Below are 26,043 nucleotides of genomic sequence, written 5' to 3' on the forward strand. Positions count from 1 at the left end.
CTGCCGAGACGCATCCTGTGAGCCATCTCAATCAAGGAGTCCACTATGTCAGCGCTTACTCTCCCCGGTCCAGTCGCCGCGTATTTCGCGGCGGATATGCAAGGTCCCGAGGCCGTCGCCCGCTGTTTCACAGCGCAGGGAGTCGTGAAAGACAAAGGGCAGACGCATATTGGCCGCGAGGCTATCAAGGCCTGGAAAGCCGAGGCAGTGACCCTTTATACCTGCACCAACGAGCCCTTTTTGATCGAGCATGAACACGGTGTTCATACCGTCCACAGTCACGTAGCTGGCAACTTTGCCAGCAGCCCGATTGATCTGAAATTCGTCTTTCGCCTCGAGCGCGGTCTGGTGGCAAATCTGGAGATCACGCTATGAGCTTCGATCTCCAACTCAATGGACTACGGGCAGTGGTCACCGGCGGGACGATGGGTCTTGGCGCTGCGGTCGTGCAGAATCTGGTGAGTGCGGGAGCCTTGGTGGCGACAGCGGCTCGCGACGTGTCGGCACGACCTGTGGAAGGCGCCACCTACTTCCGTGCGGACCTGTCGACGGCTGAGGGGGTAGCTCACCTTGCACAGGGCCTTCTCGAGAAATGGGATGGTATCGACATCGTAATTAATGTGCTCGGTGGTTCGAATACGCCCGGAGGTGGCTTTGCTGCCATCAGTGATGAGCACTGGTTAGATGAACTGAACTTGAATCTGATGCCCGCAGTCCGTCTGGACCGCGCTTTACTGCCCGCCATGCTGGCCCAGGGCTCAGGTGTGATCATCCATGTCAGCTCAATCCAGCGCATGATGCCCCTGCCGGAATCCACGACTGCTTACGCTGCGGCCAAAGCAGCACTCACCACTTACAGCAAATCCTTGGCGAAAGAAGTCATGCCCCAAGGTGTTCGTGTATTGAGTGTCGCGCCCGGTTGGATAGAAACAGAGGCATCTGTGAGGCTTGCGCAGCGGCTGGCGGACCAGGCTGGAACGGACTATGAAGGAGGCAGGCAAATCGTCATGAAATCGATCGGTGGAATTCCGCTAGGCAGGCCGGCCAAGCCACAGGAGGTTGCCGACCTGATTACCTTCCTGGCGTCACCGCGGGCTGACTCAATATCAGGGTCTGAGCATCGTATCGACGGAGGTACCGTTTCATCGCTTTGACCAATAGACAAACACCAATGCCTGATGTGGAGATTTTCACCCAGGTCTTTTGAGGTGCGTAAGTAGAGACCTATTTGCGCATCATCAGGCACCTGTTGGGAATGGCGACTACCATATGTCGATAGTGTGGAAGGCTTTGGTCAACAAATCGTCCCATCAGGAGGAGGCGTTTAGTGAAGTCTTGTGGGCAGCCTTGAGGCAGATGGTCCTCAGGCGGCCCGATGGCTATGGCCTGAGGCCAGTAATTGTTGATCCATATCGGAGATGGAACATGGCCATTACGGGACGATCGGACTTTACGAACTCGTTTGAGGCAATAGAAGACGTAGGGCGGGTGGCCGGCGACGAATCTATCTCGACATTCTTTTCAGATGCTTTGCGCAGGAGCGACGGGCTGGCCATGTATGCGTCGGTGGCGAGTTGGCTCGTCACCGCAGCTTACGGAGGGCTGGGCAATGGTGATGTGTTTTTACTCATAATTCCTTTTATTTTTGGAAATGTATCTGTGCTGTTTTACGCCGTTTCCTCCTCCCTTGCCCGTCGGGGATGGCCGGGAGCGTTAGTTATCGCTCTGTTGAATGCCATTCTTTGGCACGGATATCCGTTTTAGCCGCGGATGGATCAGTTTTCTCTACGAGCGCCCGACTTCCTGCAGTGTTGTGGAAGTCATGTGTCTGTCAGTTGGGTATCACGGGCAGAGCAGGGCTTAGCTAACTTTCCACATGATGGATCGCACGCGCTCTGAGCCGAGAGCAAATGGGACCGCGACTCCGAAATAAAAACCCAGCATCGCCCATCCGTGGCGACCGATGGAGTCATCGCTCACATAATTGAAGTGTAGCGCCAGGAAGCCCACGCACACCGAAGCCCAGTAAGCGCCAGAAACCAGTGAGGTGGAGCATGAAGGTAGAGAAATTTCGAGCAAACGCTTGGCCATTCCAAGGACCAACACAGCGAACGTGCCTAGAAGAATCCCCCATCCTGTGCAAACCAGCGTGAATGTCGCGGCGATCATCGGCGTATCTCCTGTTGGGATCCCTAGCGATTGTCGATCCTAACAGACCGAGATTTCAGTCTTGATATCCCCAAACGGTGCAATGGGCGGGTCTATATCTCTTCAACGAAGTCGATGCTCAAGCTCCTAGCATTCGGGCTATACGGTGAGCATCCGGCGAACTCACCTTCCGAACTCCAGCATTAAAGGCGTGCGTGGGCGTCTGGCTTGCAGCGCGGCGGCTGAATCGAGACAAGCTCCACTGGCTCAGCATTCGCCATGGCTGCGAGCTCGAGTCCGACAGTGAACAACTCCAGGCTTTAGTGCTGGGCCTGCCGTCGCTGAGTGTCGGCGCAGACGGTGTGATCAACATGGCTTAAGCCTCTGAAGGCGAATGCTGCAAACCGCTGCTCGATTTCAGAATCGCGTTCCCAATCTGAGCATCAGCGCATGGGATCTGGAGCTGTCCCCTAAGCCGTATGAGCCTTGATAGGTCACGCCTGTTGTCAAACCGCCGGGCAGCGAGAAGTCAGCTCCCAGCGCGACGGTCATTAAATTTTCGCTTTGCCCCTGAGTGGACACGCCATAAGTGGAGTCACTGACGTCGGCGTAACCCATGCGCGCCGTGCTGTTGCCGCTGAAGGTATGGCTGTATTCGAGGCGGCCACGCAGGGTAAGCTCGGTCGGTTTCAGCGAGAAACCGTATTGTCCGCGCAGGCCACCGGTTCCGGATAAAACGTTCATGCGTTGTGCCGCGTATGCCAGGTCGAACACGCCGCTGCCGGATTCGCGGAATCCATCGAGCTTGGTCGATGACACGTCGACACGGCCATATGGTGCAATACGCCAAGTGTCTTCTCTGAACTCATAACCCGAACTGAGCGAGCCGAAGAGCTGATCGCCGTCACGCGAGCCCCTGGCGTATCCGCCGTTGTCCGCAACATAGCGGCGACTGTCAAACGACAGGTTGCTGTAGCCGAGCAAACCGTCGATGAACACCCGGCCCGGGTGGAAACTTCCGTAGATCGCGCCGCTGAAGGAATCGCCTTTGCTGTGGCTGCCTTGGGAACCGATATCGCTGGAGTCCCGGCCATACCCGAAACCGATGCCGGCGGTGAAGGCATCGAAGAAGCGATAGTCGACGCCGGCGCTCATGCCAACCATGGTGCTGTCGAGCTTCACATCGTCATGGCGGGTATCGCTGACGTTGACGTAGCCACCACTCCAGAACATCAGGTTCTCATCTCCCAGCAATCCGCTGCTTGAGCCGGGCGCTGCGGACAATTGTGGGGAAGCTGTGCGGTCGCTACCACTGAGTGACGACAGCGCCTGATACATATCCGAGGCGCTGGTATTGCCGGTGCGTGACTGGCGCGCTTGCGGCAAGCCGAGTTGCAAGTTGAAGCTGCTGCCGCGACGGTTCTCTTTGTCGTGCAGTTGCTCAAGGCGGTCGTTGAAATTGTCGATCTGCGCCCGGGCAAAACGTGCCGCACTTTGCGCCTGGGCGCCGAGCATGCCGATCACCTCCTGGTCTTTGCTCGGGTCGGAGCGGCCGGCCACTTGCAGCGTCAGGGTGATGGGTTGCGATGCACCCCAGCGGTTGCTCAGGGTGTAGCGGATGATTGCTGCGCCTGAAGCTTGTGCGGCAGCCACAAATGTCAGGTTCGTCCCGCTGAGAGTCGTCTGTCCCATGGCTTTGGAGGGTGTGTCCAGCAATGCCGCTCCGGTGAATGGCCCGCCGCTGACGCCATCGGCGAGGTTCACGGTGACTGCCTGCCCGGCGTACAAGGATGTGCTGCGGTCGGTGCCGCTTGGCAACGTGCCGCCGATGCTCAGGCTGTAAGCGACATTGAGCATCGCACCGTTGGCGTCCGTGATTTGCACGACAATTGTCGCCGAACTCGCTTGCGAGGGTGTGCCGGAGATTTTCCCGGAGGAGGCGTCGATGCTAAGGCCCGACGGCAGACCGGTGGCGCTGAAACGATAGGGGCTGCTGCCACCGCTTACGCTCAACGCTTGTGAGTAACCAGCACCAATTGTTGCCGCTGGCAGCGAACCGGCGGCAGGCGAAACGATCAGGGTAGGGGCCGAAATAGTCAGATTGATTGTCGCTGCCGGCGAGGTGCCTGAGGCATTGCTGGCGGTGTAGGTGAAGCTGTCCGTCCCGGAGAACCCGGCGACCGGCGTGTAGGAAATCGTCAGGCCTCTGGCCACCGCACTGCCGTGCATGGGGGCTGTGACAACCGCCACCGACGTGGCTGTTCCCCCCGCCAGTGACAGCGCAATGTTGCCGCTGCTATTGGCAGCAATGGCGGCGGAGACCGGGTTGGCCACAGGCACTGGCCCTGCTGAAATGTTCAGCGTGTAATTGGCGTTACCAACGGCACCATGTCGATCCGTCACGCTGACAGAGAGGTTGTAGCTGCCAGTATTTGAGGGCGTACCACTTAGGGCGCCACTGGCTGCATCGAGGGTCAGCCCGGCGGGAACTCCGGAGCTTGTGTAGCTATAAGGCGCCGATCCTCCGGTTGAGCTGAATGATTGGCTGTACGCCGTTCCCGCCTGGCCAGCAGGCAACGCACCGGAAGCCGGGGTCAACACCAGTGTCGGCGCCGTCACCGTGAGCGTGACCGTCGCGGGGGAGGAGGTGCCCGACAAGTTGCTGGCGGTGTAGGTGAAGCTGTCTGGGCCTGAGTAACCTGTCACGGGGGTGTAGGTGATCGTAGTGCCACTGGCAACGGCAGAGCCGTGGAGCGGGGCAGAGGCGACAGCAACCGAGCTGGCAGCACCGCCGGACAGCGCGAGGTTCAGGGGCGTGCTGGCATTGGCGGCAACCGTGGCGGACACAGCACCGGTGACGGGTAGTGCGCCGGCTCCGATGCTGACCGAATAGCTCGTGCTCCCCGTTGCGCCATGGCTGTCGGTGGCCGTAATCGTGAAGTTGAAACTACCGACACTGGTGGGTGTACCGCTTAAGATGCCGCTGGCCGAGTCAAGATTCAAACCGGTCGGAACAGTCCCTGAACTTGCGTAGCTGTAAGGCGCTGTTCCGCCCGCAGCGCTGAGCGATTGACTGTAGGCCGTGCCGATCTGGCCTGTGGGCAAGGAACCTGGGGTCACCGCCAGTGTTGGCTGAGTCACAGTGATGGATACGGTGGCTGCCTGAGAGGTACCCGCCGTATTGCTCGCCGTGTAAGTGAAGCTGTCCGTCCCCGAATATCCTGCTGTCGGCGTGTAGGTGATGGACGTGCCGTTAGCGGTGGCAACCCCGTGTAAAGGGGCGGACGCAACGGCAACCGACGTCGCGGTACCGCCTGAGAGGCCCAATGTGATGGGATTGGCGGAACTGTTGGCAGCCACGGTCGCGGACACATTGCCCGCATCCGGCGCAGCGACGGCCCGAGTGACCGTGATGGTGTACAGGTGCGTGGTGCTGCCGTCCTGGGCAGTGCCCATCACGCTGATCGTGTTCGACCCCGTATTCAAGCTGATTGCTGGTGATGTAGCACCCGAGCCCACGCTCATTCCGTTGACCGTGATCGTGGCATTACTGTCGGTGGCCGTCGGCGTGAAGGTGATTGAAGATACGTTGCTCCCGACCGCGACATTGTAGGTACTGGTGCCCGACGAAAATGAAGGCGACAAGGTACCGGCGGAGGGGATCAGGTTAGATAAGGTGGCATCGTTGGACACCGCCGCACCACAGTTAATGGTCACCGTGCTCAGGTAAGTGCCGACCTTGGTGCTGATGAACAGCCCGTTGGTCAGATCTGTAGCCGAAGCGCTGCCCGCATGGCTACCTGCACTGCCGGTATTGCTGCGGTAGTCGAAGTAGGGAGAGAAGGTGGTCGGGTTGCGCAGGATTACGTTGTCGGCGGAGGAAGGATTGCTGTTGCCGACGTTGCCGCCGTTGTCGCTGAACATCACCGAGACGCTTTCGCCGGCGGCGAAGGAACCAGCAGGAAAAGAGCGAGAAAAGTTACCCGAACCGCTCAAACCGTTGAGCGTCGTGCAACTCGCTGACAATGCATAGGCCGATGAGGAATCAAACAGCAGACTGCAGATGGCGAGTGCCATGAACACAAAAAGCCTGGAAACCCTAGATGAAACGTATCGACCTTTCAGCGATGTCGGTTCGCAGATGAGCTTTTGTGTTGAATACATGCAGAGAAACCTGATTCAGAAGCGGAGTGCGGACTAGCCGATCGCGCGCAATGCTGCCCATTCTGGCGACTCGTACGATATCGACTGCGCAGAATGAATCTTTAAAGCGTTGCTTTTGGGGACTACGGCGTTTTCGTCAGGCGTTAAGAGGGCTGTCAATGGGATGGTGGCAATATAGCGCTATTGCCCGGAGTTAAGCGTCCGGCAAATTTATATTGGACAGCCGCAGGCGGACTAGGTGTTCTCCGACTCGTGGTGGATCACCCGTGCGTGGAAACTGCTGAGGCAAGGCTGCACACTTAGGATGTATGCGGGTTTCGGTGAACGTCGGCCCTAGGCGCGCAGCTTTCAGTTTGATCTCGGTAGCAGTGATTTCGGCGTCGATCGGATCATCGAGCAGGCAGCCGCAATTCAGTGGACCAGATCACTTTGATGGCTCCGCGCGAGCGTTGGATTTCAACGCAGATATTTGATGCTGGCGGGTGCATGTTTGCCCCGGCCAGCCACCCAGGTAGCGGAGCAAATGCAGGTTGCAGGGCTGTGCATTTCTTCGCTTGCTGTCCCATCGATTGGTGGGCGAGGTTTGCGCTGAGGCTACGGCTGAGTGCGACGCTGGCAATTGAGGCACCGAGCTGGGCGCGCTCTTGGATGATTTGGGCTTTGAGGGGCTTAGGATAGGAACGGCGTGTTCGCTGCATGAGAGGCCCGCATCAAAGGCTAGAATTGGTGTCTGCGTTAATTATGTGGACACCATGGCCTTCGGCGGTAGCATCAGGAGGATGCACTGGCCAGACGGATACGCTATACGAGCGTAGTAGCCATCCACACCTCGCGATGAGCTTGATTGGCCTTGCGAGAGCGGGGCCTCGTTTCATGATAGCGATCGATGGGGCCTGATAGGCCACCATCGATGCGGCTGCTGCTAAGGAATGCGAGCGCCAGTAAGCTGTTCGCTGAGTTGCCAGAGTCGACCTGCCGCAACTGGGTCCGTTGCTCGAGGGCGGACGCCATGTAGCTCAGGGGATTCGTCGTCTGGCAATGCAGCAGCGATATCGCAGTCCGCGCAGTAAACTCCTCCCATTCCCTCAAGCGACGGGCTTGTGGCGCACCAGACGCTGGTCGCGGCACCCTGCGCAGGCGTCTTCTTGTTCGTAGCGGGGTCGATGATCGGTTTGCCCTGGTCATCAATGAAGTTGGTGGCTTTAAGTTGCTCAGCCGACATGTGGCGGACCAGATCGGTGATGACGCCTCCTGGATGAACTGCGAACGCGCGCACCCCCGACGCCTTGCCTATTGAGTCCAGAGCAACGGCGAACAATGCGTTCGCGGTTTTTGCTTGTCCATAAGCCACCCGGGCATCGTATTCACGATGCATGAAGTTCGGATCCGCGAAGTCGACTCCAGCTATTCGGTGACCGTATGAGCTCAAGGCGATGACGCGAGATTTGCCTGACTTGGTCAGAGCGGGCCAGAGTCGGCATGTGAGTTGAAAATGACCCAAATGGTTAGCCGAGAACTGGGATTCATACCCTCGCGAATCCCGGGCAAGGGGTGGCACCATAACCCCTGCATTATTGATGAGCACATCCAATTGATCGGTGGTGCTTAGCACGTACTCGGCAAACTCATCGATTGAGTCTGGATTCAGTAAATCCATGTGGCGTAGATCCACATCAGGCATCGTCTGGAATGCTACTCCTGCTTTTACCAGGTCACGAGCGGGCGCGATGATCTTGGCCCCGGCTCCACGTAATGCTTTGACGGTTTCCAAGCCAATGCCTGCGTAGCCTCCAGTCACGACAACACACTTTCCTTTGAGACTGATGCCTTTAATGACGTCCTCCGCTGTGGAGGCTGCGCTGAAACCAGAGTTGATCGGCGATTGCGGGGTGGGCATGTCCAGTATTCCTGAGAGGTTAGTCTCGGTATGGTAGGCTGGCAGCAATGTACCTAGCAGACGTGAAAGTGCTAATTTTATGCGTGATAGTTCAAATCTCCCAATCGACCCTCTTTCTGATCTCGTCGACTTCCTTCAGCCCAAGTGTGATTTATCTGGACGGCTGATCGCGGGAGGATGCTGGGGGCATCGCTTTTCCAGCTTGGACAAGGTTAAGTTCAACGCCATCACCGAAGGCGGCTGCTGGTATTACCTCAACGACATGACTCAGCCTCGATATGCAGAGGCTGGAGATGTGTTGGTCACGAACGGCCGGTGGGAGCTGAATCTTGCGAGTGAGGTTGCATTCATCGCTGGGGCCACGGCTGCGCCACTGCCTAAAGATGAGTCGGGAAGCTACCGGCTCGGTTTGGGCAACGACTTCGCAATGCTTGGAGGTACGGTGTCGATTGATGCTGACCATCGAGAGCTTCTGCTGAATGGGCTTCCGTCGGTTATTCATGTGCGAGGCGTGGCCCCGGAAGCCGAGCCTCTCTCTTGGTTGCTGGCGCAATTAGTCAAGGAAACGGAGGACAGAGGGCGTGCCGGGAATTCGATCATGCTGTCTCGATGCGCAGAGCTGTTATTTATACAGAGCCTTCGAGCTTATCTGGCACAAGCATCCGCAGGTGATGATGGATGGTTGAAGGGCTTTGGCGACCCGCGTTTGAGTGTCGTGCTCAGTTGCCTACATAGCGAACCATTCCGCAATTGGGGTCTTGAAGAACTAGCAAGGGCGTCCAGCATGTCACGAACGTCTCTTACCGTACGCTTCCGAGAGTTGATGGGCGTTCCGCCGCTAACGTATTTGACGAGGTGGCGAATGCAACTTGCCAAGCGCGTTCTACGGTCGGGCACCTCTGTCGCGAAGGCAGCCGATGCAGTGGGCTATTCATCTGAGAGCGCTTTTCGGGCCGCCTTCAAGCGCGTGATGGGTGAGGCCCCCGGGCAGTATCGAACTAGGCGAGGGGACGATCTGCGCCCGGATGTGCACTATTCTTTCAGATCTGATCCGCTGAACGGCTAATTCCGTTTAAGATGGGTTCGCCGCCCAGCCGAGTGCCGCGAACCTAAAGGAGGTCACAGGCAGCTCTCTTAAGCCCTATGAGCAGCCGTCGTCCGCGGACCAGTCAGTGAGGCATCGCTATTTTAGAGCCGGGAGCTCAGTAAAGCCGGTTGCAAGCAGCTCCTCGCGAAGCTCTTTAAGACAAGAGTTGGGTACAGCAAGCCAGAATAAATTCCTAGCTCTGGTAACTGCGACATATCCGATACGACCCTCTTCGCTGTCGGTACCTGCAAGCAGCGCCTGGACATTGGGCTTCTTTGCCACATACAGCACTGCCCCGATGGACTCACCTTTTACTTGGTGGACCGTTTCTACCCTGAGCCCGACCCCTTGCTTATCAGCAGCACCGCAGTCCAGCGGAAGCTCCAGTAGCTTGGTTTTTGCCAGCTTGTTTCCAAGGGTGTTAATGGCCCTCAATCCAAACTGCTTCTCGATCGATGCAAGCAGGATTTTGAGATTCCTAACGAGCTTGGGATGCCAGTCTGACTTGGCAACGAGGGTTGAGGAAGGCAGCCCAGCGGCTTGGTTGCGGATAAAGGCCCATAGCAATCGTCTCAATCTCAGCATCCACCCTTCGTGCGGACTCCCTTGTAGTTCGGAGCTTAGCCCGTATGGCGCATCTGGCAGCAAGTCGACGACGGCCCTGCACACAAGTCTGAAGCACTCCTGATAACGCCCATGCTGGTCCCGTAGCAATGCGGCCTCACTGAACATCGCAACGCTACCCTGTCCCGGGGGAGTGACCTTTCCAGCTAACACTACAGTTCGATCCGCTGATCTGCAGAGAACTGCGGCGTCGTGGTGCTGCATTTGCAATTCGCTGACTCGGGCTTTGAAAGATTCAAACAGCTTGGGTAACTCCGAGTCTTTATACCCAACGAAATAAGCTCCCCCTGCCTCGGGATCTCTATCCGGTTCATCCTTGCGGCCACACAATCGGTTAGCGATATCGATGATCGGGGGTAAAGAGCGATAATTTCGTGTCAGGTTGAACGGCTTGACACCGGCGCGGCCCTCGTAGGTGTGCAAGAACATGCCATCGGCGCCGGCGAACCCGTAGATGCCCTGGTTTACGTCCCCGATGAGGGAGACGGCTACACCGGCCTGTATGAGGAGTTCCAAGATGGCCTGATGCAATGTACCCAGATCCTGAGACTCATCCACAAGAATCTGCGGATACCGTGTTGCTAAAGCACGAAGCACAGCCGGCTGCTCCACCAGGGTTCGATAGACCCAATAGCGACCGAACTCATGGGTGTAAGCGCCTGTGGCGCCAAGCCCTTTAATCGAGTCCTGTGCCTTTTTGGTAATCAGTCGTTCTGGACCGGCATGGGTATCGATAAAGAAATACAGATGCCCGTCCTCCATTCCGACCTTAAGTTCCCTGACCGCGAGCGGGCGGGCGTCGCCCCCAGGCCAATATTGATAGTTGCTCAGAAATGGTTCGGAGCCGCCTACGAGATATGCAGCCTTGGTTGCTGCCATCGTCCGATAGGCATGAGGTCGAAGTACGTGCTGCGTAAAAAAACCATCCAGCGTATCGACCTCTACCAACTTGCGGTTGGCGTCATCGGGCAGCGCTGCTGCGAGTTGTTGGTAACCCTTGTAGAACGTGTTGACGGCAACATTGGAGAATGACAACAGGACGACACGACCCCGGCTTTTTCCCATTTTCTGCCGAATCGCGATCAGGCGTCTGATTGCCGTAGAGGTTTTTCCACTTCCGGCGCATGCCGTCACGGAGATGGGCCCCAACTCGGCGTCGATGACATTTTTCTGTTCATCAGACAGCCTCATGTTTGCTCACTCCCGTACAGACGTGCCTGATTGCTTGCGCCAAATATTCGGGGACCTTACACCCGGGCTCCTTGGCGAGATGTTCGGCCAATGCCTGAGCGTAACGGCCTTTTTGCACATTGCTGCTGGTGTCCTTGCGCTCGAACATCCCGCAAAAAAGAGCTTTGGCCTTCGCTGTATTGTCCGGTTGAACAGCGACAATCTTGCCCAGCGCCTTGGCGATTCGTGGATGAGGGTCGCTAAGAGCTGCCAGCATAGCCTTGTGGTTCGCCTCAAGCAGCGCCAAGTCATATTCAAGAGTTTTCAAGCCATGGAAGACTTTCACAAACGTGTCTTCCAGCGCCTTCATCTTCGCTGTGTTGCTGGAGATCCTTACCTCGTCACCGAGGGATGGATAGACTTCAACGCGCTTGACCTTTTTCTTCTTCCCTCCGGCTTCGGATACAGCCGGCTCCTGCTCCTCATCTTCCGGCACACCAGTCTCTTCAAGGTAGCCAGCCTCGGCGAGAAGATCTTCGATGACTTCGTCGTTCAACTCGCCTTGCACACCATCGTCAATCTCAACCTCTTGGAAAGGGTCGGCGTCTGTGATCACTGAAACTGGAATCCGCAGACCGTTTTCTCCGAACAGCGGCAAGAAGGAATCGAAGTTCAGACCCTCAACGCTGATGAGGCTTACACCATACTTGCGTAGATCGAGGTCCATGAGTTTGGCGAGCGCATCGACCAGCAAGAGCTCCGCCGCGCCTTCAACGAAGATTACTCGCCTGGCAAAAAACAGCTCAGCTCTCGTCACATCCAGATAGCGCTCCAGCTTTTCTCGTTTGCCGCTTTCAAAAGTGACGTCACGGGGGAAGAAGGTCTGCACACCTGACTCGTTCTCGACCAGGCATACCAACGACTCAAGCTTTGAGCTGCTGGCAAAATTTGGAGAATGGCTGGTAACGAAGAGTTGGACTGATTTTTCACCTTCACCTTTCGGTACGCTAGCGAGGTAGCGAAGGAGCACCCGCTGTAACTGGGGATGCAAATGCGCTTCAGGCTCCTCGACAATCAAACTCCGATAGGCTGCGTCAGGATTTTTAGCCAGTTCGCTCAGCACTACAGCCATGAAGATCAAGTTGTTGAAGCCAAGCCCGTTCTGCTCGATTTCCAACGCCTCAGCAGTGATGGAGAGCCTCGCCGAAAGACGTTGGAAGTCCGTGGCCGTTAGGCCTACAGCAAGGGCCTGCGCAAGTTGCTCACCCATCATCAATCCATGACGCGATGAAATCGCTGCGTGAGTGTGTTTGATTGACTCGTTTAACTGAAGCTCTTCGTCCAGTTTTTTCAACGCGTCATTGATCTTCTGGCGCCCGTCATCATCAGTCAAAAGGTGAAGTAGCCGCGCCAATTGACTGTTGCGATTGGGGCGAAGGCCTTGAGCAGCATCGCGTAACGGTTGCAAATAGACGCCTCGAAGGTTCTCCATCATATCGGAGGTGAGCGCGATCTCCTGATGATCGCCACACCACCGTTTCACCTTGAACCGTCCCGTCAGATCCGCGTCGGTGTACCGGACATGGATGTGCGCTTCCATGGTGTTGTCTTCGCATGGTTGCAGCGCAGCAATAAAGTCTGCTTCATCCTCGTGACTGAGTCCTTTGAAGACGAAGTGGAAGGTAATGTCACCCGCGGGCTCGCCTTGAATGGGTCGGTGTCGATCAGATGTATCAAGGCGGGGGAAAGGCTCGTCATGACCAGCGAGAAGGGTTCGAAGCGCGTCGACTACGGCGCTCTTTCCCACATTGTTGGGGCCTACCAACACATTCAATCCTGGCTGAAACTTCAGGTGGGCGTCACGCAGTTTGCGGAAATTCTTGATCGTCAGCTCGGCGAGGTACATGAAGGTCTCCATCCTTGTTTCGCGGATGAAATCCTATTGCTCCGGGGTATGCAACAAGTCGCTTTGGGGGAAGGTCGAAAAAAAGAATATCTACGCGGCCATGTATCGTCCGGTTCAGAACGCTTGGAACATGCGAAGCATACCCAAATCCGGATTGCCGATTGCTGACGCTGTTCTCTCAGGTGCGTTCGCTTGATCCGGACGTCACCTGTTGAATTCTAGCTTAGGGGGTCATAGCCAGCGGTTGCCTGCGTACTAAGCTCAAGAGCGTTTTATAAGCTTATGCAGGAAATTTCCATGACCGAGCAATTTCAGAATGTTGAACTCGCCGACCTGGCTGCCACCTTCGACCTGCCTGCGACTCGCTTTCAGCAGGAGCTGGCACTTCTCGGATGGGGAATGCTTCTCGATGAGGCCTCCCGCTTGGCGCACGCGGATAACTTTGATCGCAACCTTGGACATCAACGGATCATCAAAAGCGTCAAGGACCTTGAGGTGGCGCCAACGTGGGCGCATCTTGTAGAAGCCGCCAAAGATCTCTTTCCACACCTGGCGTCGCGTGCGCCTCAAGCCTCAACGCATCCGCCTGATCGGTTGATCGGATATGTCTACGTCTTGTTCGATGGAATGACGGGGCTATGCAAGATCGGACACACCAAGGGGGCTGGCGGTCGTCAGCGTGTGCAGATAAGCAGCCATGGGAGCGTTTTGGCCAATGTGGTCAATGCCAAGGTTCCTGACTGCCTTGCGGCGGAGGCAAAGTGTCATCAGCACTTTTCCCAATATCGTGAAAACGGTGAATGGTTCAGTGCGAAACTTGAAGACATTGCTCAGTACGTTCGTACGGAGCTGGATTGGCTGGAGATTGACTGCGAGGATCCACACTGGCTTGAACAGTACATCCTGCATTGCCAATCCGGTAATCGAGTGGAAGCAAAAGCAGCGCTTGCGAAGGGGAAAAAAACACGCAGTAAATCCAGCCGGAGCACGTAGGTCGCATCCCCCACTTTGGGGGTATGGGCGCATGCTCGCTCGGCAGATTTTCTAGTTTTCACGCTACTAACCGCGAGAAGGGGGCCAGCGCGGTGCTGCCCCCAAAATTTGTAAGCGCCCTCAGCGGATGCGTTCAGCCAGCCATGCGGAGACTGTTAATGTCGCGGGATACCCACCGGTGAAGCATCGGCGCTTTCACCCATCGGAGCCATCACCCTGGACCACGTTCAAAAACTAACTTTCAAGATCAAGGGCCGGCCATGCACGCCAGAAACCGGTAGGTGTCTGATTGAATACGAAGCATGCCAGCAGGCTGAATCTCCCACGTCAGCGTCATGACCTCGCTTTCCCATCCAGACCATCCGCAAGGAATCGCGATGTGATTCGTGCCGGGCAATTTCTGAGGCCGCAAACCTGAGGTGCCAAATGCCGACGCGTCAGCACTAAGTCCAGCTTTCGCCCAGCGTGCTTTCTCGCCTTTATCTGACAGTCTCCTGCGTGTACCCACGAGGACAAAGACTGCCGCAGCGTCCGGGTGAGCATCCTTGTAGGCGCATAGTTTTCTCAGATCATGTTCGACCGCACCTTCGGTCAGTTGATCGTCAGCAAGTAAAGTCTTCAATTCAAAGTATCCCCAAGGGGATCCCCCGATTCGATCAATGATCACATCCGGGATGCAGCGGCCAAGTGTTGGATGCTTGATAGCCTGCATGTTATTCCTGATCAAGTCAGGGGAGGGGACGTGAGGGGTGAACAGTTTGACGATCAGTTGCTGAACTGATGCTTCTGCCTGATGCGCATCCTTTGAGCCTCCTACAAGACCGTTTTCAGCGATGACTTGATACGGCAGGTTGCTGTTCAAGATTTGGATCAGTCGTGGCTCATGACGAATGAGGCGTCTACGATTCATATTTTAGCAACCGCGGATCAACCTCAAAGTGTGCTGGGTCTACCCCACATTCCCCTGCAGCTCTTTCTTTAGAAACATAGTTCCAGACCGGGTGCAGATCTTTGTCAAAGGCCACGAACGCTAACGAACCAGCAGGATTTAGTCCGGCGCCAGGTGGATAATGCTCAATCCACACCGTACGCCGTACCACCTGACTGACGAAACTTTCGTGATCAGCTCCAAATTTCCACCAACGCGTAGGAGTGACAAGGTGATCCAGCCCGATATCTTCATGTATCTGCTTGATAGCAGATACCAGGATATCCTCCACTGCGTTGGTCACTGATGTGCCGTAATATTCGAGCAGTTGACTGCAGAGCACAACCAACCCGCTTGGTCGTACCCACACTTTCAGAAAGCACGTACCCGCCGATGCAACCCCGGGAAATTTGAAGCGTGGGTACTCTATGTAGACCGTTTCGGTCCGACTGTTTTTCATGAAGCCGATTCCATATCTGTTCCGTGGTTAGGGGCGCCAGTGGCCAGCCTGCCAGTTTCGCACATACCGTCACCTTACCGAACCCCGCCAACGTGAGTCCAAGAACGGAAGATGTGGTAGGCCGCAGAGATCAAGAGCAGCTAAAGGGCATCTCGAGCCTTACCGCGGTCCACACGCAATACGTCAGCCATAACCGCGAACGCAATCTCTGCTGGTGACTTGCTGCCCAGGCTCAATCCGATGGGCATATGCAGACTGGCGATTTGTTCCTCAGTGAGCCCTCCTATGCGCTTCAGACTTTCCGCTCGACCCGCAGAGGTACCCACTGAGCCCATGGCACCTATGTAGAGGGTCGGAGTAGTTACGGCCTCCATCAGCGCCAAGTCGTCGATCTTAGGGTCATGGGTCAATGCCACCGCTGCCTTTGCTGCGTGACTCCCTCCAGATGCTATGAAGATTGACGGCAGGACAGGGTAGATCTGTACGCCTAGCAGTTGAATCCCTGCCATCTCTTCTCGAAGATCACATTCGATGACCTCGCAACCTAGGGTCTGGACGCTGGGCGTGAATGCGGGCCATTTCGATGCTCAGGAAGACGGAGGTCAAATAGCAGGTAAATACGGCACAGAAATCTTGACAGGTGCGCCATGACTACGATTTCCCTGCCTTGGGAGTTCCCGGCCTCACCTCAACGGTCCGGTATGTGACGGGGCGAGATGTGGACACGGGTCGCGGCTATGCTGGACGGGACAGGGAGCGTGATCTGGATCTCGGTTATACCGTCCAGTCTGGGCCATTGAAAGGGGTTGGAGTTCGAGTGCGGAACGTCATGGCACGGTCGACGTACCGCACAGATATTGATGAAAATCGGCTGATCCTGAGCTATACCGTGAAGCTGTTCTAATGTCCAAAAGAGGCCACGCTAATCAGTGTGGCCTCTTTTTTACGGTCCCTTGCTTCCCCATAGCCCTGATTGCGCCAATAGCTAACCCTGGCTTTTGGGAATGCGGAAATTTATTTTCGGGACAAGTTAGGGAAGTGGCTTCCAAAAAAATCTGAGGATTCGGACCACGGAGCCCAATCAGATTTGACTTCACATCACGATGACTTTCATTTCTCGTTCGGACAAGCTGAATGACAGAGAACAACACCTCCGCAGAGTCACAACTGTCTATTTTCATCTCCTATGCTTGGGGCGGCTCCCTAAATGTGAAGGAGTGGGTGAGGGAGCGCGTAGTCAATGATCTTGCTTGGCGGTACAAGGTGTTCTGGGATCGGGACAGTATTCCCTTCGGAGAGTCGATCGATGGTGCCATCCGCATGGCCCTCGAGGAGCGCCCGCTACTCGTACTATGCCTGTGCGACAAGCAATTTATAGCTGCTGCAGAGCAGCCGGGATCAGGTTTGCATCGGGAGCTCCAGATGCTGAAGGATGCTGCAGGAGCGCCCAGTGTCAGAATTGTCCCGCTCATTTTCGAGGCGGGCTGTGCGGATCAGCTGCCTGAGCCCCTAGTAGGCCGCGCCTATCTTGACCTGCAGGATCTGCATAGCCGCCGACTCGGATTGACCAGTGCGCTGCGGGGTGTTGCTGAGGGATGCAGTCAAGCTCAAGTGCAGAGCGGCATTGCACACCAAGTCGCTGTTTATACTCTCCGCCAGCGAGTATTGAGCCACCTTTGCAAACAGCCGATTACGATCTGGGGGAATGCGCGCACTCACGAGGTCACCGTTCAAGGCGGAGGCCAATCCAGGCGGTTGCTTCTTGCCCCGGATTGGATGTGGGCCAGCGATGACTGGAATTTTATGTTGGGCGATGATGAGCCCACTTTCTGCCCGAGCTTGGGGGTATGGCACTGGGACCATTTCACGCCGTCAAGAGGCATGCGAGCGTTGGGGGCAGCTGTTCTGTCGACCTTCTTTCCTATGCTTGGCAGTCATGATCACTGGTTACTGAACGCCGGTGGAGCGCTGCTCGCAATAAGTTTTTTCAGTAAAGTAAAAGTAACGGAAGCTTTCAGTTTTGAAGCGAATGACCTCGTGACGTTTTTGATCGGAACTCAAGACGGGATCGAAGTCCTGGACAAAATTATGTGTGTGGTGGACGAGCAGCCCATGGGGGCGTCTCAATAGAGTGTAGGCTGGGGCAGAGCCTATGACTGAATGCCCTTGCAGAAGCGCACAAGCATCCTTCCCTGATTAACCTGCAATCGCTGGCTAGGACCCAACGTTCTTCGTGCATGACGACTCCCGTTTTCTAGGCAAAAAAATCCTAGGTGCATGGAATAAGCGTTCTGCCCGCGCGTCTTTCTGATCACACGATCTAATGATCACGCCTAAATATCCGGACGCTTTACATGAATGCCCTCGACGATGAATTACGAGACCTGCTGCCTAGACTGCGACGATTTGCAGTGTCGCTGACTCGGGACCACAGCAGTGCTGATGACTTGGTGCAATCGAGCCTTGAAAGAGCACTCAGCGGATGGGGCACCAAGCGTCCCGATGGTGACCTCCGAGCGTGGCTATTTTCCATTATGTATCGGCAATTTCTTGATGCTCATCGCAAGTCTCGTCGGTACAGCCGTATGCTTGAACTGTTCACCGGCGGTAGGGATGATCACTACGAGCCATCTGTGGAGCGCACGGTGGTTGCCCAGAGTACCCTGCAGGCCTTTGAGCGTCTGAATGCTGAGCAGCGTGCTCTTTTGCTTTGGGTGTCTGTCGAAGGTTTGAGTTACAAAGAGGTCGCTGAAATCCTAGACGTTCCGGTGGGTACCGTAATGTCACGTCTCTCCCGCGCGCGGCAAACTCTCCGCGCGGTCAGTGAAGGCGAAGTCACCACTCCTGCTTTGCGGATAATGAAATGATCACAATGCCTCCCAGTGAACGCGATATGCACGCGTACGTCGACGGTCAACTCAGCCCTATTGATCGTCAGACTATGGAAATCTACTTGGCCTCCAATCCAGATCTAGCGAGGGAAATATCCGATTGGCAGCTGGATGCTCAGAATCTGCGCGCTGGTGTAAGCGGGGCTCTGCGCTTACCCATGAACCCAGAGCTGGATCCTTCCGTTATTCGCCAACGTTTGAGAGGCAGACGTCACCGCCATCTGGCAACAGCGGCTGGCCTGGTGATTGCGATTGGGGTCGGAGGACTTGGTGGTTGGCAAGCGCGGGATGTGAGCTTGGCCAGTCGAACACTGCCCATGGCTGACGCAGTCCAAGCCTACCGAATGTTCGCCACCAACGACACTATGGCCAGTGATTGGAACACCGCTAAGCCGACAAACGTTCAAGGCTGGCTGGATAAAAATATCGCACAGGCGAGCCGCCTGCCAAATCTTGAGTCTGTGGGATTTAAACCAGTCAGCGGGCGCCTGAGTACCACCGAGCAGGGCGCTGCCGCCATGGTCGTTTACAAGGATACGGAAGGTCGAGTTCTGAGCTTCTACATTCGCCCTCAGATTGATGGCAATCGAGTGCTTCAACGAGGTTCCCGCCGCGACGGCGAGCTCCAGGCTGACTACTGGTCAGAGGGTGGGTATAACTACGCCATGATTGGCCCTGCTGATGATCCAGCAGCAAAAGCTGCGCGTCTAACTCTATGAGGTTAAGTGCTTGCTGGACTGCCTAGTCATTGGGTTTTGGGGGATTTCCAGCAGGGCACTTTACCGGTTCACGCATTAGGGGAGGCCGGAGGGGGGCGATGGGTTGTTTACAGCTGGGGATCTTGTCGAAGTAGTCTGGTTGACATTCGATCGTTGGCATGAGGACTGGCGCGCAGCGTTGCAAGGGCTCTATAAATGCAGTGGCTTCAAGGGGCGACTGGATCATCTCGACTAGAGCGATGTGGGCTAGGTTAAGCCCATCTTGTTGCGCTGCGAATGGCCCGCGGTCTTCTATGACTTACGCCCGCTTAAAACGCCGGGAGCATAAAACGGTGGTTGAATCGGTGCAGAAATCAATTGGAGTGACCCTGGAAAATTGAACGTTCGCCGGCAGACGGTGGAGCACGTTTCGGAGCGCTCAAATACTGGATGAAAAGCACCCACTTCCTAACCAAGGCTTTCCCTAGCTAGGTTAAACACCGAGATGAACCTTCGGGTGCCTGCTTACAACTTCAAACTAATGATCAGCATCTTTGGCATCGCAGGATTTACTGACGCAATCCAAGACATGAGTCCGAGCGCTTTTTCCGTTCGCATGGTTAGTAGGCACAGCCCAACTCCAGGAGGTTTCCAAATGCTGCTGTCGGAGCATTCGATGGTATTCGTTCAACATGGAAAGGGACCACATTTTCGGTCGTCCCATAGCACCTGGCTATCTTGCCGGTAGAAAAGTGCAATTAGGCTTAGTCAGCGCATCACCCCTAACTTGAGCCAATCTCAAGGATGTCATATTGACATGGTCACAACCTTTGCAACCTTCGAGTTCCTTTCATGAGCCCTTCAGTATCCCTCAGCACCCGTATAGGCCTTGGTTTTGCCGCCGTCGTATCGCTGCTCGTCCTGATTACAGCGATAGGTATTCAGCGAGTTGCCTACATCGACTCTACCCTGGAAGATGTCAGTCTCAATGCAGCCAAAGTCCAGCGTTATGCGATCGATTTTCGTGGGAGCGTACACAACAGGGCGATTGCCCTTCGCGACGCAGTGCTAGTCGATAATGATCGGGACCTTGAGCAGCACTTGGTCGAGGTTAATCAGCTGGCAGCGGCTTATCTTGATTCGGCGAGTGCACTTGATCGACTGCTTAATGGCTCAGATGCCTCGCCTCAAGAGCTTGCTCTGCTGAAGAGCATTAAGGAAAGTGAAGCGCAGACCTTGATCAATACCAGCGCACTAATCACGCTACGGCGCAGTGGTGAAATCGCGAAATCTCAAGCTCTGCTTGTAAGCCAGACATCCAAAGGCTATAGCGAATGGCTCAAGCGCATCAACGCGCTTATTGACTACGAAGAAGCATCGATCAAGTCACAGCTGGACTCTGTGCAGGCAGCTGCTAGCCAGTTTCGGGGGCTAATGTTGGCAGCGACCGCACTAGCCTTATTGCTGAGTATTACCCTTTCAGCGTTGATAATTCGCTTTGTCAAATCAACATTAGGGGCGGAGCCAACCGAGGTCGCCACAGCGATTCAGCGATTGGCTGCGGGAGATCTGGATCAAACCATCGTTACCCGCTATCCCGATAGCGTGATGGGTGTGTTGAAAACGGCACTGACCCGCTTGGCTGATACGATGGCTCAGGTACGTCAGGCCGCCCATGAAGTAACCGACTCGTCAACGCGCCTCTCCGGCACATCCGCTACCAACAACGATCAAGTCAGCCTGCAAACACGGGAAGCCGAGCAGGTGGCGGCTGCCATTACCCAGCTCGCAGCTACCGCCAGCGAGGTGTCGGGCTACGCCGCGCAAGCAGCAGATGCAGCGCGTCAGGCAGACAACGAAGTCGAGAGCGGGAACCAGCTTGTCGCAGGCACCTCGCTAGCCATTGAGCAGCTGTCCGGCTCACTGGTGGAAACCACCCAAACCGTTGAGCAGATGTCCAAGCAAGGCGAGCGTATTGAAACAGTAATCGAGGTAATCAACTCCATCGCTGCTCAAACTAATCTATTAGCTCTGAACGCTGCCATTGAGGCTGCCCGCGCCGGCGAGCATGGCAGAGGATTCGCGGTGGTGGCAGATGAGGTTCGGTCTTTAGCCAACCGTACGCAGCAGTCGACCCAAGACATTCGTGAGATGATTAGCACCCTGCAAAGCGGAACGGACACCGCAGTGAAGACGATGCGCGACAGCTGCGAGCTGGTGGGCCGCACTGTAGAGCAAACGCGCAGTGCACAAGAGGCCCTTTCCAAAATCAGTCACGAGGTAAGCGCTATCAACCAGATGAACGCTCAGATCGCCAGTGCCTCATTGCAGCAAAGCGCTGTGGCCGAAAGTGTTTCATTGAATGTAAACCGCATTCATATCTCTACCGTGCAATCAGCAGCAGGGTCTCAACAGATAGCAACAGCAAGCCGTGAGTTGAACGGATTAGCTGGTCGCCTCACACAGAAAGTGGCGTACTTCAATGCATCTGAAAGAGTCTGACACGCTTCACTTAACGAATCCGGTACCGCTAGCTTTGGATCGGAACCAATCTGTCACGAGCGATTGCTATGGACACAAAGCGGACGGTTGAGACGGCTTTAGCTCGAGCGGTTAGCGCTTTTTTAGCAAAAGATTCACCGAGAAATTAGGAGCTTGATACCGAAGCCGACCAAAAATACGCCAGCCGATCTCTGTAGCAGTAATGTCATCTTACGATTTGCTTGAATGCGTTCAGCGCAGTATCGAGTAACAGCGACAACTATCAGACCATAGAGGAAGGTCAGCGAAGACACGGTGAGCGCAAGGACAGCAAATGTGACGAAGCCCTGATGTTGTTCAGGATCAATAAACAAGGGCAAAAAAGCCATGTAGAACAGCACAGCCTTTGGATTTAGAAGCGTGATGACAAGTGTTTGCTGCAGATAATGATACGGCTTGATGTCAATCATCGCCGATGATGCCGACCTTGCAATCATGAGGCGCACGCCAAGGTATGCGAGATATGCACCCCCAACACATTGCAGCGTATAGAAAGCGCTTGGATAGGCTCTGAGCACGGCGGCGACCCCGGCAACTGCGAACCACATGAGAATTTGGTCTCCAATTAAGACGCCGGTGATCGCGGCCAAGCCTGCTCGCACGCCTCCTTTGCCTGTCGAGGTGATCAGAGCGAAATTCCCCGGTCCAGGCAAAACCAGCAGCACGATGAAAGACATCAGAAATGTGCCGTAATGCGAAATTCCAAACATACATCCCCCCTGTAAATCGCTACACGCCCAGACACACGGAAAGCTAACCCCAATCGGTGTCTGGCCCTCGCTTCAAGAAAAAAACGGCCGTCGGTTTAGCTGCCGACGGCCGTTGTGATTAAAACTGCGACAGCCCACCGTCCACTACGATCTCATCGCCGGTGATGAAAGACGCTTGATCGCTGGCCAGGAACAACACCGCCTTGGCGACTTCGCCGGCCTCACCGAAACGACCCAGCGGAATCGATGCTTCGATGCCTGCGGCCACTTCCTTCAGTTGAGCCTCAGGCAGCCCCAACTTGCTGTGAAAAGGGGTGGCGATAGGACCTGGGCTCACAGCGTTTACGCGGATGCCACGGGGGGCAAGCTCAGCGCCCAGGGTGCGGGCAAGCGAACGAATGGCCGCTTTGGTCGCGGACAAGATGGACAGGCCAGGTGTACCCACTGCGTTGAGAAACGAAGTGGTCAGGATCACGCTCGCGCCTTTGCTCAACAGGGGCGCGGACTTCTGCACGGTAAAGAATGCGCCGTTGAAGTTCAGCGCGAACTGTTCGTTGATCTGGGCAGCCGTCACGTCTTCCAGCGGCGATGCAGTACCTGCACCGGCGTTGGCGAAAACCACATCAAGGCGACCGAAACGCTGTGTGATCTCGCTGATGACCGCGTCCAGCGACTCGGGGTGGCGCAGATCGGCTGCCAGGACCAAAGCTTTTTCACCCAGCTCTTTACGGGCTTCATCCAGTCGCTGTGCCGTGACGCCGGTGACGATGACTTGCGCGCCTTGAGCGATGAATTGGCGAGCTGTTTCAAGGCCGATTCCCGAAGTGCCGCCGGTGATCAGGACAATTTTGCTGTCGAAGTTACGGTTGTAGTTGGTCATTTTTTATACCTCAGTTTGGATGAAGAGTGTTTCATTGGTGTGCGCTTAAGCTCACTCTCTGAAAAACTGGGCAAAGTGACAAACTACAAGAACTTGGCTGGCACCAAAGAAAAACTTCTCTGCAAAAATAAGCACAATGTGGAACTTTTTGACGGTAGTGGCGCAGACTTGGAACAGTCTCGGCCGTAGGTGTCAGCAGCCAACGCTGTGATTAGGTCACATTTAAAGAGGTGTGGATAAGCTGCCGTCGTTCTTAAATATTTTTACATATTACTCTTAAAATATGAAGCTAAAAGGCCCAGGCATGGCTCTATGCCATACTATTTGCAGGGCAATAAATATTTTCTTTATTGTCGGAATACTTCTTCTGGGTTGTCCAGTTACGCGCGGGTGGAGATAGTCAATCACGAGCTGCATCGATTTCTCAGAGACAGGTAATATTCCAATGAAATATTCTAAAGTTTATGAAGGTTTTCGATTGGCCTACGAGCGTCATGGACAAGGAGACGCGATAGTACTACTGCACGGATGGCCTGGGGATCATACTGACTACGATCAGTTGGTACCGCTTCTCAAGGATCACGCGGATGTCGTAGTCCCGGACCTTCGAGGTTTTGGTTTGTCCGACAAGCACGAGGCGGACGCAGAATATGCTTACTCTGGCGAAGGGCAGGCTCGGGCCGTCATTGCCTTGCTGGATGAGCTGAAGCTCACTGCTGCGATTGTTTGCGGATACGATGTGGGAAGCTTCATCGCCCAAACAATTGCCCGCTTGCGACCAGATCTGGTTAAAGCGCTCGTGGTATCACCTCCGCTACCAGGTGCTGGTGTACGTGTTCTTGAACTCAAGGAGGCAATGGAGTTCTGGTACACAAGCTTTCATAACCTCGATCTTTTCGAGCAGCTTGTTGATGGTAAATACGATGCTACTCGCGCCTACCTCCATCATTTTTGGTCCCATTGGTCGGGGCCGGATCATGTTGTCGGGGAAGATCGGATTGACCACCTTGCAGAGGTCTATTCTGCGCCTGGAGCGTTCACCGCATCTGTGGCCTGGTACAGGTCGTCAAGCAATCCAGTCACGGCCTACGCTTGCGAGGTCACACCAGAAACCGCAGAACGACTGACTACGCCAACAACGATACTTTGGCAGGAAACGGACCCTATTTTCCCGTTTCAATGGTCAGACCGTCTTGATGCTTTCTTTACCAATTTTATATTGGAACCGCTTCCTGGCATCGGACACTTCACACCGCTTGAGGCAACTGAGAAATTTGCTGCCGCTATACATCGCCGACTCAATCACGAGAGTTGAGCCAAGCGCTGGACAGCGCCATCTGTGTTCTCCTGCTTCTAATGAGCAGAAAGCGGGGGAGCTTTTTTGCCCCAGTGGCGGATGTTGAAAAACTTTTCCTGAGAGGCCTGACTATGAAGAATGTTAATAGTCATATTGCTGCCGTGTCGCCTGATTTTCACTTTCGAGGAGTAGAGGAGGGCTGTGTTCTAATGATCTTCGCAATATTTGGAGTTGCCGTGTCTCACTCTCCACCTGCTGCGGCAGAGGGTGTGTTGCCGCTTAAGACTGGTATTTACGTCGACGCTTCTCAGTCGTGCTTGGATCCCCAGAGTGCTTACCTTAAAGCCTATGACGGTAAAGGCATAAGCTCCACGGGTACGCATGCCTGTGAGCTGACGGTACATTCTGCTAGCGGGAACAGCTATGAAGTAAGCCAGCAGTGCGTGAGTGATAGCGCTGGCTCAGGAAATGTCGCGAACGAGTCCATGACGGTTTCGATCGTTGATTCGGGTCAGTTTACGATCTCGGCTGCAGGTGTTCCCCCCAAAAGCTATGACTATTGCTCACCGCTTACACTTTCTCCAGGTCTGACCCCACCCAACTGAATCCGTCACTCCTTGCAAACCGGTTGACCGTCCTGCTACTCGTAAGCCCTGCCAATGATCGCCACTTGTAGTGCTTACCCAGTGCTCCAGCATATGGGGAATTGTTCAGGCTGCTGTCGGCGAGACCTGTAGGGGGCAGTTGAAGGCAGATTGCCTAGCACGTCCTGCAGGGCGGACGCCCCCCTGATTTGAGAAATGATCAAGGGCGCTTGCGCTGCAGCGCATTCGATGCAAAGATATTTGTCAGACAACCTGACGAAATCGCCATGCTTGAGCTTGCCCGACCTGACACTCTTGTAGAACGCGTTGTAGCCGCTATCCGCGCTGAGATCGACGCCGGGCGTCTGCCGGCGGATGCGCGCTTGCCTACCGAACATCAGCTCTCCGAGCAGTTGAACGTGAGTCGTTCGGTCGTGCGCGAAGCTGTATCCCAGCTCAAAGCAGATGGTGTGTTGGTGAGCCAACGGGGAAACGGATCTTTCATATCCAAAAATCCTGCTGGCACGGTCTTCAGGCTTCCTGGAGGCGCCAAAGGGCCGACAGACCTTGCACAGTTGTTCGAGATGCGTCTCTGGATTGAAATTCAGGCCGCAAGCGTTGCTGCTGAGCGCAGAAGCGCAGCAGATTTGAAGAAGATGCGAACTGCGTTGGCCATCATGCAGGACCATCCTGATGACTACGCGAAATCTTCAGTGGCTGACGTAGACTTTCATCAGGCCATCGTCGCGTCATGTAAGAATGGCTATTTTATGGCATTCCATGATTTCTTGGGTGGGCAGCTCTCCCAAGGGCGTCTTGTAGCGTGGAAAAACTCGGCAAGGCTCCCGGGGGGCGCACGACCCGCTAGCGAAGAGCATGCACGTATGTACGCCGCGATTGACGCAGGTGACGCGCAAAGTGCCGCAGATTGCGCCCGTGCGCATCTGGAATCCGCTGCATTGAGGTTTGGCATCAGCTTGGTTTGATACCAAGAGATGCGTGTATCGAATGACGTTCATGAATGTCTGACAACCTGATCTTTAGCTTTATTTGTCTGACAACCTG

The 26,043-nt window shown here is 55.3% G+C and carries 20 protein-coding genes and 2 pseudogenes; 12 read left to right on the forward strand and 10 right to left on the reverse strand.

Annotated elements, in window-relative coordinates:
* Positions 1–45: 45 nt before the first annotated feature.
* From ACI2KB_RS12610 to ACI2KB_RS12620, 3 genes are all read left to right on the forward strand, one after another.
* A complete protein-coding gene (locus ACI2KB_RS12610) occupies positions 46–375 on the forward strand; it encodes a nuclear transport factor 2 family protein (RefSeq protein WP_404634931.1) in 330 nt (109 codons plus the stop codon).
* Positions 372–1,154 carry an SDR family oxidoreductase gene (locus ACI2KB_RS12615; RefSeq protein WP_404634932.1) on the forward strand — a complete coding sequence of 261 codons (783 nt, stop codon included), beginning with the start codon at positions 372–374 and terminating at the stop codon, positions 1,152–1,154. Before ACI2KB_RS12610 ends, ACI2KB_RS12615 begins: the two co-directional genes overlap by 4 nt.
* A 271-nt stretch (positions 1,155–1,425) precedes the next feature.
* Positions 1,426–1,764: a hypothetical protein gene (locus ACI2KB_RS12620; RefSeq protein ID WP_404634933.1), complete on the forward strand. Its 339-nt coding sequence runs from the start codon at positions 1,426–1,428 to the stop codon at positions 1,762–1,764.
* Between the two features lie 96 nt (positions 1,765–1,860).
* Here the strand turns inward: ACI2KB_RS12620 and ACI2KB_RS12625 are convergent, their stop codons facing one another.
* The 3 genes from ACI2KB_RS12625 to ACI2KB_RS12635 form a co-directional block, all read right to left on the reverse strand.
* Positions 1,861–2,169 (reverse strand): hypothetical protein, encoded by a 309-nt coding sequence (locus ACI2KB_RS12625; RefSeq protein ID WP_404634934.1) that lies wholly within the window; start codon positions 2,167–2,169, stop codon positions 1,861–1,863.
* A gap of 396 nt (positions 2,170–2,565) precedes the next feature.
* Positions 2,566–6,225: an autotransporter domain-containing protein gene (locus ACI2KB_RS12630; RefSeq protein WP_404634935.1), complete on the reverse strand. Its 3,660-nt coding sequence runs from the start codon at positions 6,223–6,225 to the stop codon at positions 2,566–2,568.
* A gap of 1,009 nt (positions 6,226–7,234) precedes the next feature.
* A complete protein-coding gene (locus tag ACI2KB_RS12635; RefSeq protein ID WP_404634936.1) occupies positions 7,235–8,209 on the reverse strand; it encodes an SDR family NAD(P)-dependent oxidoreductase in 975 nt (324 codons plus the stop codon).
* A 79-nt stretch (positions 8,210–8,288) separates the two neighbouring features.
* On the opposite strand from ACI2KB_RS12635, the gene ACI2KB_RS12640 reads away from it, so the two are divergent.
* Complete coding sequence (locus tag ACI2KB_RS12640; protein WP_404634937.1) at positions 8,289–9,275, forward strand: AraC family transcriptional regulator; 987 nt, start codon at positions 8,289–8,291, stop codon at positions 9,273–9,275.
* A 117-nt stretch (positions 9,276–9,392) separates the two neighbouring features.
* Here the strand turns inward: ACI2KB_RS12640 and ACI2KB_RS12645 are convergent, their stop codons facing one another.
* Both ACI2KB_RS12645 and ACI2KB_RS12650 read right to left on the reverse strand, forming a co-directional pair.
* The gene (locus ACI2KB_RS12645) at positions 9,393–11,111 is read right to left on the reverse strand and encodes a UvrD-helicase domain-containing protein (RefSeq protein WP_404634938.1); all 1,719 of its coding nucleotides are present in this window, start codon (positions 11,109–11,111) and stop codon (positions 9,393–9,395) included.
* A complete protein-coding gene (locus ACI2KB_RS12650) occupies positions 11,098–12,996 on the reverse strand; it encodes an ATP-dependent nuclease (RefSeq protein WP_404634939.1) in 1,899 nt (632 codons plus the stop codon). Before ACI2KB_RS12650 ends, ACI2KB_RS12645 begins: the two co-directional genes overlap by 14 nt.
* 297 nt (positions 12,997–13,293) lie before the next feature.
* On the opposite strand from ACI2KB_RS12650, the gene ACI2KB_RS12655 reads away from it, so the two are divergent.
* Positions 13,294–13,989: a GIY-YIG nuclease family protein gene (locus ACI2KB_RS12655; protein ID WP_404634940.1), complete on the forward strand. Its 696-nt coding sequence runs from the start codon at positions 13,294–13,296 to the stop codon at positions 13,987–13,989.
* 247 nt (positions 13,990–14,236) lie between these two features.
* Here ACI2KB_RS12655 and ACI2KB_RS12660 read toward each other — a convergent pair whose 3' ends face one another.
* From ACI2KB_RS12660 to ACI2KB_RS12670, 3 genes and pseudogenes are all read right to left on the reverse strand, one after another.
* The gene (locus ACI2KB_RS12660) at positions 14,237–14,851 is read right to left on the reverse strand and encodes a hypothetical protein (RefSeq protein ID WP_404634941.1); all 615 of its coding nucleotides are present in this window, start codon (positions 14,849–14,851) and stop codon (positions 14,237–14,239) included.
* 37 nt (positions 14,852–14,888) lie between these two features.
* On the reverse strand, positions 14,889–15,377 hold the full coding sequence (locus ACI2KB_RS12665) for a hypothetical protein (RefSeq protein ID WP_404634942.1): 489 nt from the start codon (positions 15,375–15,377) through the stop codon (positions 14,889–14,891).
* 140 nt (positions 15,378–15,517) lie between these two features.
* A pseudogene (locus ACI2KB_RS12670) lies at positions 15,518–15,931 on the reverse strand (XdhC family protein); the annotation flags it as partial.
* On the opposite strand from ACI2KB_RS12670, the pseudogene ACI2KB_RS12675 reads away from it, so the two are divergent.
* The 5 genes and pseudogenes from ACI2KB_RS12675 to ACI2KB_RS12695 all read left to right on the forward strand — a co-directional run.
* Positions 15,930–16,281, forward strand: a pseudogene (locus tag ACI2KB_RS12675) (OprD family outer membrane porin); the annotation flags it as partial. The pseudogenes ACI2KB_RS12670 and ACI2KB_RS12675 overlap by 2 nt on opposite strands.
* Positions 16,282–16,511: 230 nt before the next feature.
* Complete coding sequence (locus tag ACI2KB_RS12680; protein WP_404634943.1) at positions 16,512–17,507, forward strand: toll/interleukin-1 receptor domain-containing protein; 996 nt, start codon at positions 16,512–16,514, stop codon at positions 17,505–17,507.
* Between the two features lie 224 nt (positions 17,508–17,731).
* Positions 17,732–18,244, forward strand: a complete 513-nt coding sequence (locus ACI2KB_RS12685; protein ID WP_404634944.1) for an RNA polymerase sigma factor — start codon at positions 17,732–17,734, stop codon at positions 18,242–18,244.
* On the forward strand, positions 18,241–18,987 hold the full coding sequence (locus ACI2KB_RS12690; protein ID WP_404634945.1) for an anti-sigma factor family protein: 747 nt from the start codon (positions 18,241–18,243) through the stop codon (positions 18,985–18,987). The genes ACI2KB_RS12685 and ACI2KB_RS12690 overlap by 4 nt, the downstream gene beginning before the upstream one ends.
* Before the next feature lie 1,629 nt (positions 18,988–20,616).
* Positions 20,617–21,468, forward strand: a complete 852-nt coding sequence (locus ACI2KB_RS12695) for a methyl-accepting chemotaxis protein (RefSeq protein WP_404635042.1) — start codon at positions 20,617–20,619, stop codon at positions 21,466–21,468.
* 134 nt (positions 21,469–21,602) lie between these two features.
* On the opposite strand, the gene ACI2KB_RS12700 is transcribed toward ACI2KB_RS12695, so the two are convergent.
* Together ACI2KB_RS12700 and ACI2KB_RS12705 are read right to left on the reverse strand one after the other, a co-directional pair.
* Positions 21,603–22,217 carry a LysE family transporter gene (locus ACI2KB_RS12700; protein ID WP_404634946.1) on the reverse strand — a complete coding sequence of 205 codons (615 nt, stop codon included), beginning with the start codon at positions 22,215–22,217 and terminating at the stop codon, positions 21,603–21,605.
* A gap of 118 nt (positions 22,218–22,335) precedes the next feature.
* Positions 22,336–23,097, reverse strand: coding sequence for an SDR family oxidoreductase (locus tag ACI2KB_RS12705; RefSeq protein WP_404634947.1), 762 nt, complete (start codon positions 23,095–23,097; stop codon positions 22,336–22,338).
* 445 nt (positions 23,098–23,542) lie between these two features.
* Between ACI2KB_RS12705 and ACI2KB_RS12710 the strand changes: the two genes are divergently transcribed.
* Together ACI2KB_RS12710 and ACI2KB_RS12715 are read left to right on the forward strand one after the other, a co-directional pair.
* Entirely contained in the window at positions 23,543–24,412 is an 870-nt protein-coding gene (locus ACI2KB_RS12710) for an alpha/beta fold hydrolase (RefSeq protein ID WP_404634948.1), read from the forward strand.
* 853 nt (positions 24,413–25,265) lie between these two features.
* Positions 25,266–25,964, forward strand: coding sequence for a FadR/GntR family transcriptional regulator (locus tag ACI2KB_RS12715; RefSeq protein WP_404634949.1), 699 nt, complete (start codon positions 25,266–25,268; stop codon positions 25,962–25,964).
* Positions 25,965–26,043: the final 79 nt, after the last annotated feature.

The organism is Pseudomonas sp. NPDC088444 (assembly GCF_044900175.1).
GTDB lineage: Bacteria > Pseudomonadota > Gammaproteobacteria > Pseudomonadales > Pseudomonadaceae > Aquipseudomonas.